The organism is Streptomyces sp. BHT-5-2 (assembly GCF_019774615.1).
Taxonomy (GTDB): domain Bacteria; phylum Actinomycetota; class Actinomycetes; order Streptomycetales; family Streptomycetaceae; genus Streptomyces.
This window is the reverse complement of record NZ_CP081496.1, coordinates 744,119-755,238: the sequence shown is the minus strand read 5'-3', so window position 1 is coordinate 755,238 and position 11,120 is coordinate 744,119. Positions and strand designations below refer to the sequence as shown.

Sequence of the window (11,120 nt, the reverse complement as noted above, 5' to 3'; positions counted from 1 at the left end):
ACTCCCTCGAACGTCCTCCTTCCAGAGGATGTGTCCGCCCCTGGACGGGGGAAGATCCTGCCCAAGGACGAGAGACGTGTCTTTGCCAAGCCATTACGCTTGCGTCAAGGCCGCGCAGGGCGGCCATGGAGGAGTGAGATGAGGAGCAGCAACCCGGTCTTCTCGCGACGGGGGTTCAGCCGCGGTGCCGGCTATGCGGACTTCAATGCGCCGCCGCAGGCCGGGGGCCCCGCAGCCGCGTACGCCGGAGCCAACCCGTACGCCGGAGCCAACCCGTACGCCACCGAGACGCCGCAGTACGCACCCCAGTACACCCCGCAGACCCGACCCATGACGATGGACGACGTCGTCACGCGCACGGGCCTGACGCTCGGTACGGTCATCGCCGGCGCCACCGTCGGCTGGCTGTTCCTGACCGGCCACCTCGCCTTCGCCCTCGGCGCCGGCCTGGCCGCGACGGTGCTCGGCTTCGTCCAGTCCTTCAAGCGCAAGCCGGTCCCGGCGCTGATCCTGGGCTACGCGGCGCTGGAGGGCGTCTTCCTCGGCGCGCTCAGCGGCTTCATCAACGACCTGCCGAAGATGAACGGCGCCCCCATGCAGGCGGTGCTGGGCACGATGGCGGTGTTCGTCGCCATGCTCGTCGCCTACAAGACCCGCATCGTGCGGGTCACCGAACGCTTCACCCGCTTCGTGATGATCGCGGCGCTGGGCTTCGTCCTGCTGTCGCTGGTGAACCTGCTGTTCATGGTGTTCGGCGGCGGTGACGGCCTCGGCTTCCGCAGCGGCGGCCTGGGCATCGTCTTCGGCATCGTGGGCGTGGTGCTCGGCGCGCTCTTCCTCGCCATGGACTTCAAGCAGGTCGAGGACGGCGTCGCCTACGGCGCGCCGCGCGAGGAGTCCTGGCTGGCCGCCTTCGGCCTGACCACGACCCTGGTGTGGATCTACTGGGAGATGCTGCGGCTGATCTCGATCCTGCGCGACTGACGCGCGAGGACACCCCGCACAGCTGACGAGGGGCCCGTGGGCGACCGCCCGCGGGCCCCTCGCGTGCGTTGGGACTCCTTCTGGTCCGGTCAGAACTTGCGGGCGGCGCGCCGGAGACCGTGTTCGTGGACGATCGCCTTGGCGTGGCCGTAGGAGAGGTTGTGCGCGCCGCGCAGCCAGCTGACCTTTTCGTCGAAGCGGACGAGGGCGGGGCCCTCGTCGACGGTGCGGAGCCAGTCGGAGATGTCCCGGCCGGTGCAGTGCGGGATACGGGAGAGAAGGTTCCGGTGGGTTTCTTCCGAGAAGGACAAGGACATCGGCGCCTCCGGACGCGGTCGATGCTGGTTCTTCCGTTCTTCCGCTCACCGTGCCTGAGGCTTTCGCCGTTGGCAACCACCCGTGTGTTGCCCTTAGGCTCGCGCCGTGCTTGACGTGACGCCTTTGCAGACCGCCGTGGACGCGCTCGCCGACCGCCTCAGGGCCCTGCCGCAGAGCGCCCTGCGCCGCGGCGCCGCGGCCGAAGGGCTGGCGCTGGCACGGGAGTTGGCGGCCCGCGCGCAGCTGATCGAACGGCCCGGGGAGCCGCCCCGGGAGATCCCGGACGCCGGTATCTTCGCGGTCGGCGACCAGCTCGCGGTGGCCGGGCACGACCTCGTCGAGGCGCTCCGGTCCGCCGCCGCGGGCGGGACCGCGGCCGGTGCGGCCGGTGTGGAAGCTGACGTGAAAGCGGCCCCCGCCGAGGAACTGGCGGAGGCCGTGCGCCGGGTCCGGGAGGCGGCTCAGAGCGAGGCGATGACCCGGTCGGCGAGGATGTAGACGCTCTCGTCGCGGCGCTCGCCCCAGGAGAACGTCAGCGCGTAGGCGCCGGAGATGCCCGAGCCGCCCAGCAGCACCGGCGCGTGACCGTCGCGCAGCGCGCCGGCCAGGCTCTCGGCGGTCTCCCGGTGGCCCGGCGTCAGGCAGAGCGTGGTGCCGTCGGCGAAGACGTACACGTCGAGGGTGCCCAGCGGGCCCGGGCGGACGTCGGACAGCGGGGTGGCCTCGCGGGCCAGCTCCGACAGGCGCGCCACGGTGCGCTCGTGGTCGGCGACGGCCGGGGCGGGGGAGAAGTCCGGGTGCGAGGGGTGGCGCCGGCGGGCGGCGGCCAGCTCGGCGGACTCGGCGGGCTCGTTGGGCTCCGCCGGCTCGAACTCCGGCGTGTCCAGGGCCTCCAGTGCCTCGACGGACTCCAGCGCGGGCAGCGGCTCCAGGGCCTCCGGGCCCAGCAGCGACTCCAGTCCGGCCAGGTCCGCCTGGCGCGGCACGAACGGCTGGCTGTCGAACCGATCCAGCTCCAGCCGCTCGGTGGGCTCCCGACGCCCCTCGCGGCCGTCGAGCGGGCCGTCGTCGCCCAGGCCGGGCAGCGGGCCGGGAAGCGACGGGGCGTCCGTCCCGTTGAGGGAGTCCCGGGCCTCCTGCGCGGCCCAGAAGGCGCGCGCCTCGGCCAGCTCCCGCTCCCGCTCCTCGGCGAGCGCCTCCGCGACGGCGGCGCGTATGTCCGCGAGCGGGGTCGCCTCGACGGCCGGGACCCCACGGGCGGCGGGGACCGTAGCGGCGGCCGCCTGCGTGGCCTCGGCGCGGGCCGTGGCGTCGGCACGGGCGGCGACGAGTTCGTCGTGCAGCGCGGCGATCTGGCGGCGCAGCGCACGGGCGGTGCACAGGGCGACGGCGCCCAGCACCACGGCGACCGCCGCGGTCAGCAGCAGGACGAGGGTGGTGACAGTCATGCCGAAACCTCGCTTCGCTCGGCCTCGCGGACACGAGGCGCGCACCTCTCGGTGGTTCGCTCACTTCCGGGCATACGCACACACTGTCGCGGACCGTTCACCGGCGTACTCCCGTTAGCAGATTGTTCTCCGACTTCCTACAACAGCGTGACCGACGTCGGCGACCGTCCGCAGGGTGGTATGTCCTGAAATGGGGTGCACCTGGGGCCTCCTGGGGTGGGGTGGCCCCGGGTTGAGCTGCAAGAACGCTGCTTCCCCGGGATGTTGGTCACAATCCTGGGGGTGATTGGGTCGCGATCTTGTCACCGAGTGGCCCAGGTCACGCGCCGTCGCGTTCGGTGGTCGAACGGCAGCGAAGGGTGCGCGGGGAACGGGAGTTGCCCCGTTTTGTCCCCGCGCACCCTACGTGCCGCGCGTCGCGCGCCGAGCGTCGGCTCCGCTGCGGCTCAGCTCAGCCGCTCGTGCCTGTGGTCGCGCTGAGCGTCGCCTCCGCTGCGGGCGGGTGCCGGACCCTCGTCCCTCGGGCCCGACCCCCACCCTCCGCTGCGGCTCAGCTCAGCCGCTCGATGACCATCGCCATGCCCTGGCCGCCGCCCACGCACATGGTCTCCAGGCCGAACTGCTTGTCGTGCCACTGGAGGGAGTTGATCAGGGTGGTGGTGATCCGGGCGCCGGTCATGCCGAAGGGGTGGCCCACCGCGATCGCGCCGCCGTTGACGTTCAGCCGGTCCAGGTCGATGCCCAGGTCGCGGTAGGAGGGGATCACCTGGGCGGCGAACGCCTCGTTGATCTCGACCAGGTCGATGTCGGAGATCGACAGCCCGGCGCGCTTGAGCGCCTGCTTGCTGGCCTCCACCGGGCCGTAGCCCATGATCTCGGGGGAGAGGCCGGAGACGCCGGTCGCGACGACCCGTGCCAGCGGGGTCAGGCCCAGCTCGCGGGCCTTGGTGTCGGACATGATCACGAGCGCCGCGGCGCCGTCGTTGAGCGGGCAGCAGTTGCCTGCGGTGACCAGGCCGTCGGGGCGGAACACAGGCTTCAGGCCCTGCACGCCCTCCAGGGTGACGCCGGCGCGCGGGCCGTCGTCCTTGGCGACGACCGTGCCGTCGGGCAGCGTGACCGGGGTGATCTCCCGCTCCCAGAAGCCGTTCTTGATCGCCTGCTCGGCGAGGTTCTGGGACCGGACGCCGAACTCGTCCATGTCCTGGCGGGTGACGCCCTTGAGGCGGGCGAGGTTCTCCGCGGTCTGGCCCATCGCGATGTACGCGTCCGGGACCAGGCCGTCCTCGCGCGGGTCGTGCCAGTCGGTGCCCTCCTGCTCGGCGCGGGCCGCGGTGCGCGCCTCGGCGTCCGCGAAGAGCGGGTTGTGGGTCTCCGGCAGGCCGTCGGAGGTGCCCTTGACGCTGCGCGAGACGGTCTCGACGCCCGCCGAGATGAAGACGTCGCCCTCGCCGGCCTTGATGGCGTGCAGCGCCATCCGGGTCGTCTGGAGCGAGGAGGAGCAGTAACGGGTGATGGTGCAGCCCGGGAGGTGGTCCATCCCCATCTGGACGGCCACGATGCGGCCGAGGTTGTGGCCCTGCTCACCGCCGGGCAGACCGCAGCCGAGCATCAGGTCGTCGATCTCGGTCGGGTCCAGCTCGGGGACCTTGGCGAGGGCCGCCTGGATGATCGACGCGGTGAGGTCGTCGGGGCGCAGGTCCTTCAGGGAGCCCTTGAAGGCGCGGCCGATCGGGGAGCGGGCGGCTGAGACGATCACGGCTTCGGGCATCACGGCTCCAAGGGATGAGTAGGTGCGGCGTCCCGACGGTCCCTCGCGTGGTGGTGACCGGGCGGTGGGCGGCGGAACAGGGCGGACCGTCTGGGAAGTTACCTGCACGTAGTGCGAGAGGTCACGGGGTGCGCGCTGTGATGCGGGCCTCTTTTCTAAGCGGGCGCTTATCGCGGCAACGGAAGGGGCGGGGCGGGTATTCCCGCAGGGGCGGCCTCCGCGCACCCTAGGGCCTGTCGTCAAACTCCCGCCCGCCTCGCGACGCCTGGCACGCGCTCCCCCACGCCTTGAGGGCGCGGGGGAACCCCCATCCTGCGTTGTCGGGCTCATCCCGGTACGCCCAGTACCGGGATGACCCTCCGCCTTGAGAGCGCACGCACCAGACGCCGCGAGGCCCGCCCTCCGGGCGGACGACGGAAGTTTGGCGACAGCACACCTAGCCCGTGACCGACGGCCGGTTCGCCGGGGCCTCCTCCACGGTGGGCAGCTGGCGACGGCGGCGGTGCTTGAGGAGGGCCCACGGGGCGCGGGAGGCGGCGACCTCCGTGCCGCCCTCGGAGGCGGCCCGGGCCGCGGCCTGCTCGACGGGGAGCAGGCCCTCGCGCCGGGCGGGCTCCGGCCGCTCCTCCTCGGGCCACAGCCCCAGCGCCGCGCACAGCGTCGGGAACACCGCCATCGCGGCGGTGGCGTACCCCTCCGCCGACGGGTGGTAGTTGTCCGGGCCGAACAGCTCCCGCGGCCGGGCCTCGAACTCCGGGCCGAGCAGCGCGCCCAGCGACACCGTCCGGCCGCCGTTCTCGACCACGCCGATGGTCTGCGCGGCGGCCAGCTGCCGGGAGAGCCGGCGGGCCACCCAGCGCAGCGGCTGGTAGACCGGCTCGATGGTGCCCAGGTCGGGGCAGGTGCCGACGATGACCTCGCAGCCCGCTGTGCGCAGCACCCGTACCGCCTCGGACAGGTGCCGCACCGACTCCGCGGGCGGCAGCCGCCGGGTGACGTCGTTGGCGCCGATCATGATGACGCACAGGTCGGGGGTCTCGCCGTCCCCCAGCAGCAGCTCGACCTGGCGGGGCAGGTCGTCGGAGCGGGCGCCGGGCAGCGCCACGTTGTGCAGGTCGACGGGGAGTTCGGCGAGCGCGGCCAGGCCGGAGGCGAGCAGCGCGCCGGGCGTCTGGGAGGGGCGGTGGACGCCCTGGCCGGCGGCGGTGGAGTCGCCGAGGAAGCCGAGCCGCAGCGGGGGCCGGTCGGTGCGGTGGCCGAAGGCGGCGCCGTAGCGGCCGTCGGCGCAGGGCGGGATGTCGCTGGAGCCGCCGACCGTGCGGCGGGCCAGCCGGACCTCGGTCAGCAGCAGCCCGACCCCGGCCACGCCCAGCAGCCCGATCCCGCCGCCGCCGAACGCGGCCGCCGTCGCGATCCGCCGTGCCACTCGCGCCCTGGACCCCGTCGTCACCGTCGTCGCCATCGGCCGGCACCTCCCCGTGCAGCGCGGACGCGCCGCGGCCCGGGGGCCGGACGCGCTCGTGCGAGGCAAGAACTCCTTCACCGGTTAGGTGCCCGTTCCGGGCCGCCGCGCAACGCACCGGCCCCCCGACGGAGTCCTGCGAACGCACGCGCGAGCCCTCGGCCCGGCAGGGCAATAGGCTGGCCGTACGGGCGCAGGAGAGCGTGCCCCCGACCGCGGAGACCACCGTGCAGTTTTACGAATCGATGATTGAGCTCGTCGGCAACACCCCGCTCGTGCGGCTCAACAACGTCACTCAAGGGATCCAGGCGACCGTCCTGGTGAAGGTCGAGTACTTCAACCCCGGCGGATCGGTCAAGGACCGGATCGCGGTGCGGATGATCGAGGCCGCCGAGGAGTCGGGCGAGTTGCAGCCGGGCGGCACCATCGTGGAGCCGACGTCCGGCAACACGGGTGTCGGATTGGCGATCGTGGCCCAGCAGAAGGGCTACAAGTGCATCTTCGTCTGCCCCGACAAGGTGTCGACGGACAAGATCAATGTGCTGCGGGCGTACGGCGCGGAGGTGGTGGTCTGCCCGACGGCGGTCGATCCCGAGCACCCCGACTCGTACTACAACGTCTCCGACCGCCTGGTGCGCGAGACGCCCGGGGCCTGGAAGCCCGACCAGTACAGCAACCCCAACAACCCGCGCTCGCACTACGAGACCACCGGTCCGGAGCTGTGGGAGCAGACCGACGGGCGGATCACCCACTTCGTGGCCGGCGTCGGCACCGGCGGCACCATCAGCGGCACCGGCCGCTATCTGAAGGACGCCAGCGAGGGCCGGGTCAAGGTCGTCGGCGCCGACCCGGAGGGCTCCGTCTACAGCGGCGGCTCCGGCCGGCCGTACCTGATCGAGGGCGTCGGCGAGGACTTCTGGCCGACCGCCTACGACCGCACGGTCGCCGACGAGATCGTGGCGGTCTCCGACAAGGACGCCTTCCAGATGACCCGGCGGCTGGCCAAGGAGGAGGGGCTGCTGGTCGGCGGCTCCTGCGGAATGGCCGTGGTGGCCGGTCTGCGGGTCGCCGAGCGGCTCGGGCCGGACGACGTGGTGGTCATCCTGCTCCCGGACAGCGGCCGCGGCTACCTCTCGAAGATCTTCAACGACGAGTGGATGGCCGACTACGGCTTCCTGGAGGAGAGCGGTACCGCCGCCCGGGTCGGCGAGGTCCTCCAGTACAAGGAGGGCGGCGCGCTGCCGTCGCTCGTCCACATGCACCCGGAGGAGACCGTCGGCGAGGCCATCGAGGTGCTGCGCGAGTACGGCGTCTCGCAGATGCCGATCGTCAAGCCGGGCGCCGGGCACCCCGACGTGATGGCCGCCGAGGTCGTCGGCTCGGTCGTCGAACGGGAGCTGCTGGACGCGCTGTTCACCCAGCGCGCCTCGCTGTCCGACCCGCTGGAGAAGCACATGTGCCCGCCGCTGCCGCAGGTCGGCTCGGGCGAACCGGTCTCCGACCTGATGGCGGTGCTGGAGAGCGCCGACGCGGCGATCGTGCTCGTCGAGGGCAAGCCCAAGGGCGTGGTGAGCCGTCAGGACCTGCTGGCGTACCTGGCGCACGGGGCCGGGAAGTAGCCGCCGCGTCGGGCGCCGCGCCCGGGGCCGGGGCCGGGAAGCGGCCGTCGCCCTCCGGGCGCCGCGTCCGAGCGGGTGTCAAGTGTCCGTCAGGAAACGGCCCGTCGCCGCAAGATGTACGTATGCGTCACGTGCGCGCAGCACGGGCTTAACACTTCTCCGGCACATTGGTGTGCAGGCGATACGGAACTCCGGAGCGGCTCCCGGACCTCCACGATCGCCAGGATGCGACGGCCGGCCCTGACCCGGCTCGCGTCTCGTGCGGGGACCGCCGTCGTCCCGCCCCCGGCTCCGGCCGGGGTGCGGCGGTCCCCGCGATCATCTTTCCCCGGGGCCGCAGGGCATTTCTACGGGCGCTGACCGCCGGAAGGGCCCTGGTCCCAGTGCTCCTCGCGCCGTGCGAAGCGGTCCGCCAGCAGTCGCTGCAACCCCAGGCCGTGCATGGCGTTGACCCCGACGACGCCGGCCCAGCACACCGCCAGGCCGACCAGTCCGGCGCTGCCGACGGCTATCGCGGACAGCGGGACGGCCAGCACCAGCGAGACCACGGCGACCGCGAACCGCTGCCAGAACTCGCTGCCGCCGTCCGCCCGGCGCGGCGGCAGCGTCCCGCGCGCCACCTGCATCTGCTGCTCGGCCAGTTGACGGCGCAGCCGCCGGTCGACGTTCTCGTCGAGCTTCTCCAGGAAGGACTCCACCAGTTCCGACTCGTACTCCGGCCCCAGCTCCTTGCGGGTCTGGAGGGTGGCGTCGAGTTCCTTCTTCAGGTCAGGGTCGTGTGTCGCCATGGCGCCGAGAGTACGGCGGGGCCGGCGCCGGCGCGGTAGTGCTAGCCCCCGAATCCGGCAACTGCCCGGCCCTCCCCTCCCCGGCCTGCGCTGCCGGTTCCGCCGGGGGCACGGGGGCGGGGCGGGCGGTGAGCCGGTAGAGGACGGCGGGCACCGCCAGCCCGATCAGCCAGGAGACGTCGGCGCCGCCGAGCGGGGCGACCAGCGGTCCGGTGTAGAACGCGGTGGCCAGGAACGGGATCTGGGCGAGGACACCGACCGCGTAGACGGTCAGCGTGCGGACGTTCCAGGCGCCGTACCGGCCCGCCGGGTCGCTGAGCGCCGGGAGGTCGTAGCGCTCCTTGGAGACCAGGTAGTAGTCGACGAGGTTGATCGCCGACCAGGGCGTGAAGAACGTCAGCAGGAAGAGCAGGAAGTCCTTGAAGGAGGTCAGGAAGGAGTCCTTGCCCAGCAGGGCGACGGCGGTGCCGGCCACCATGATCCCGGCGATGTACGCGGACCGGCCGCGCGCCGAGAGGGTCCGTCCCCCGTCCTCGGCCGGACGCGCCCCCGCCCCGCGGAAGCCGCTGACGCTGGTGGCCAGCGACATGAAACCGCCGTAGGTGTTGAGGACGTTGATGGTGAGCTTGCCGAGGGCGATGACGAAGTAGAGGAACGAAGCGATCAGCCCGGTGCCGCCCAGTCCGACGACGTAGCCCACCTCGTGCCCGACGAACGCGCCCGGGGCCGCGGCGGCCGCCAGCGCCCCGAAGGCCATCGACCACTGCGCGCCCAGCACCGAGCCGCCCAGCGTCCACCAGAAGGTCGCCCGGGTCGAGGTGTGCCGCGGCAGATAGCGGGAGTAGTCGGCCACGTACGGGCCGAACGCCAGCTGCCAGGAGGCCGAGAGCGAGACCGCGAGCAGGAAGACCGGCAGCCCGAAGCCGCGGTCGTGCAGCAGCACGGCGAGGTCGGCGCGCTGCAGCAGCCGGATGCCGAGGTGGACGAAGGCCAGTGCGCAGATCAGTCCGGCGATCTTGCCGAGCAGATGGACGAGGCGGTAGCCGACGGCCGCGGCGAGCGCGGTGACCGCGGCGAACAGCACGATCCCGGCCGTCCCGCCCAGGTGCGTCAGCTCGCCCACCGCCTGCCCGGCCAGCACGCTGCCGCTGGCGAAGAAGCCGACGTACATCACGACGACCAGCGCCAGCGGCACCACCGCCCCGCGGACCCCGAACTGCGCCCGCGAGGTGATCATCTGCGGTAGTCCGAGCCGCGGCCCCTGTGCGGAGTGCAGGGCCATCACCGCCCCGCCCGCGAGATTGCCCAGCAGCAGCCCGATGAGGGCCCAGAAGGCGGTGGCGCCGAAGACCACGGCCAGTGCGCCGGTGACGACGGCGGTGATCTGGAGGTTGGCGCCGAGCCAGAGGGTGAACTGGCCGACCGGACTGCCGTGCCGTTCGTCGTCCGGGACGACATCGATCGAGTGCCGCTCGATCATGCCTGCCATGCCTGCCATGGGCGCCGCCTCTTCCGCCGTACTGTATGCATGAATCCATGCAGAATCAGGTCCGGTGAATGGAAGGTCAATAGGCGGGCGGCGATTCAGCTGCCGGCGGGGGTCTCCGGGGCCGGTGTCCGCGACGCGGTCCGGAACCGCCGCCGCCGAGGAATTCCGTACAGTCGGTGCACCGACGTCAAGGCCCCGGACCGGGCCGGGAAGAAGAGGCGATGAGCGCCGGGAAGAAGTGGCGATGAGCGGGGTCGGGGACAACGGCGTTCGCAGCGACGAGGACAGCGGTGCGAGTGTGACGGGGGGTACGGGGGTGGGGTCCATCGCCGGTGCCGGTGCCGGTGCCGGTGCCGGTGTCGGTGCCGGTGCCGGTGTCGGTGTCGGTGGCGGGGCCGCCGCCCGCCTCCAGCGGCTTTTCGAGGGGCACCGGCTGACGCCCACCCAGCGCCGGATCGCCCACTGCATGGTGCGGCGGGCCGCCGACGCACCGTTCCTCTCCAGCGTCGAACTGGCCGAACTGGCCGGCGTCAGCCAGCCGTCCGTCACCCGCTTCGCCGTCGCGCTCGGCTTCGACGGCTACCCGGCGCTCCGCCGCCACCTGCGGGACGTCGCGCCCGCCGGGAAGCCGGGCGGCCCCGGCGCGCACAACGAGTACCAGCAGGCCGTCCAGGCGGAGATCGACAACCTCCGGCACCTCGCCGAGGCCCTCGCCGACCCCGGCCCGGTCACCGAGGCCGGGCGGCTGCTCGCCGCCTCGCGCCCGCTCCCGGTGCTCGGTCTGCGCGCCGCCACCGCCCAGGCCGCCGGTTTCGCGTACTTCGCCCGGAAGGTGCACCCCGACGTCCGGCTGCTCGACGAGGGCGGCACCATGCTCACCGACCGCATCGACGCCGCGGTCCGCGCCGGTGCCACCGCCCTCCTCTGCTTCGCCCTGCCCCGCCACCCCCGCGAGGTGATCGACGCCCTGGCCTACGCCCGCACCGCCGGGCTCACCGTCGTCACCGTCGCCGACAGCGCCTTCGCCCCGGTCGCCCACCACACCGACCTGCTCCTCCCGGCCCCCGTCGGCACCGGCCTGGCCTTCGACACCGCCTGCGCCCCGATGCTCCTGGGCCGTGTCCTCCTGGAAGCGATGTGCGACGACCTCCCCGACGCCCAGTCCCGCCTGGAGGAATTCGACACCAGGGCAGCGGAACGGGGGCTGTTCGTGGAGTGAGGTCCGCGGCGGCTTCCGACGC

Annotated in this window: 10 protein-coding genes; 4 read left to right on the top strand and 6 right to left on the bottom strand. The window is 72.8% G+C overall.

The genetic code is table 11. From position 1 onward, the window contains the following. Positions 1 to 138: 138 nt before the first annotated feature. The gene (locus K2224_RS03155; RefSeq protein WP_221905143.1) at positions 139 to 984 is read left to right on the top strand and encodes a Bax inhibitor-1/YccA family protein; all 846 of its coding nucleotides are present in this window, start codon (positions 139 to 141) and stop codon (positions 982 to 984) included. An 89-nt stretch (positions 985 to 1,073) separates the two neighbouring features. On the opposite strand, the gene K2224_RS03150 is transcribed toward K2224_RS03155, so the two are convergent. Beyond that, on the bottom strand, positions 1,074 to 1,301 hold the full coding sequence (locus tag K2224_RS03150; protein ID WP_018540560.1) for a DUF4287 domain-containing protein: 228 nt from the start codon (positions 1,299 to 1,301) through the stop codon (positions 1,074 to 1,076). 106 nt (positions 1,302 to 1,407) lie between these two features. Between K2224_RS03150 and K2224_RS03145 the strand changes: the two genes are divergently transcribed. Continuing rightward, positions 1,408 to 1,800: a hypothetical protein gene (locus tag K2224_RS03145; RefSeq protein WP_221905142.1), complete on the top strand. Its 393-nt coding sequence runs from the start codon at positions 1,408 to 1,410 to the stop codon at positions 1,798 to 1,800. Here the strand turns inward: K2224_RS03145 and K2224_RS03140 are convergent. The 3 genes from K2224_RS03140 to K2224_RS03130 all read right to left on the bottom strand — a co-directional run bounded on the left by K2224_RS03140 (position 1,764) and on the right by K2224_RS03130 (position 5,983). Then, a complete protein-coding gene (locus K2224_RS03140) occupies positions 1,764 to 2,750 on the bottom strand; it encodes a hypothetical protein (protein WP_221905141.1) in 987 nt (328 codons plus the stop codon). The two genes, K2224_RS03145 and K2224_RS03140, sit on opposite strands and share 37 nt — an antisense overlap. Positions 2,751 to 3,300: 550 nt before the next feature. Continuing rightward, positions 3,301 to 4,521: an acetyl-CoA C-acetyltransferase gene (locus K2224_RS03135; protein ID WP_221905140.1), complete on the bottom strand. Its 1,221-nt coding sequence runs from the start codon at positions 4,519 to 4,521 to the stop codon at positions 3,301 to 3,303. Positions 4,522 to 4,957: 436 nt separating this feature from the next. Next, the gene (locus K2224_RS03130; RefSeq protein ID WP_221905139.1) at positions 4,958 to 5,983 is read right to left on the bottom strand and encodes an SGNH/GDSL hydrolase family protein; all 1,026 of its coding nucleotides are present in this window, start codon (positions 5,981 to 5,983) and stop codon (positions 4,958 to 4,960) included. 227 nt (positions 5,984 to 6,210) lie between these two features. Between K2224_RS03130 and K2224_RS03125 the strand changes: the two genes are divergently transcribed. Next, positions 6,211 to 7,602, top strand: a complete 1,392-nt coding sequence (locus tag K2224_RS03125) for a cystathionine beta-synthase (protein WP_221905138.1) — start codon at positions 6,211 to 6,213, stop codon at positions 7,600 to 7,602. 347 nt (positions 7,603 to 7,949) lie between these two features. Here K2224_RS03125 and K2224_RS03120 read toward each other — a convergent pair whose 3' ends face one another. Beyond that, positions 7,950 to 8,390 (bottom strand): hypothetical protein, encoded by a 441-nt coding sequence (locus K2224_RS03120; RefSeq protein WP_221905137.1) that lies wholly within the window; start codon positions 8,388 to 8,390, stop codon positions 7,950 to 7,952. Beyond that, entirely contained in the window at positions 8,371 to 9,879 is a 1,509-nt protein-coding gene (locus K2224_RS03115; RefSeq protein ID WP_221909400.1) for a cytosine permease, read from the bottom strand. Before K2224_RS03115 ends, K2224_RS03120 begins: the two co-directional genes overlap by 20 nt. A 244-nt stretch (positions 9,880 to 10,123) precedes the next feature. On the opposite strand from K2224_RS03115, the gene K2224_RS03110 reads away from it, so the two are divergent. Beyond that, positions 10,124 to 11,098 (top strand): MurR/RpiR family transcriptional regulator, encoded by a 975-nt coding sequence (locus K2224_RS03110; RefSeq protein WP_221905136.1) that lies wholly within the window; start codon positions 10,124 to 10,126, stop codon positions 11,096 to 11,098. Positions 11,099 to 11,120 lie beyond the last annotated feature (22 nt).

Excerpts from the sequence above, each read along its gene's own strand:
- K2224_RS03155 (WP_221905143.1), top strand. The coding sequence starts at position 139 with ATGAGGAGCAGCAACCCGGTCTTCTCGCGACGGGGGTTCAGCCGCGGT.
- K2224_RS03150 (WP_018540560.1), bottom strand. The coding sequence starts at position 1,301 with ATGTCCTTGTCCTTCTCGGAAGAAACCCACCGGAACCTTCTCTCCCGT.
- K2224_RS03140 (WP_221905141.1), bottom strand. The coding sequence starts at position 2,750 with ATGACTGTCACCACCCTCGTCCTGCTGCTGACCGCGGCGGTCGCCGTG.
- K2224_RS03135 (WP_221905140.1), bottom strand. The coding sequence starts at position 4,521 with ATGCCCGAAGCCGTGATCGTCTCAGCCGCCCGCTCCCCGATCGGCCGC.
- K2224_RS03130 (WP_221905139.1), bottom strand. The coding sequence starts at position 5,983 with ATGGCGACGACGGTGACGACGGGGTCCAGGGCGCGAGTGGCACGGCGG.
- K2224_RS03120 (WP_221905137.1), bottom strand. The coding sequence starts at position 8,390 with ATGGCGACACACGACCCTGACCTGAAGAAGGAACTCGACGCCACCCTC.
- K2224_RS03115 (WP_221909400.1), bottom strand. The coding sequence starts at position 9,879 with ATGGCAGGCATGATCGAGCGGCACTCGATCGATGTCGTCCCGGACGAC.
- K2224_RS03110 (WP_221905136.1), top strand. The coding sequence starts at position 10,124 with ATGAGCGGGGTCGGGGACAACGGCGTTCGCAGCGACGAGGACAGCGGT.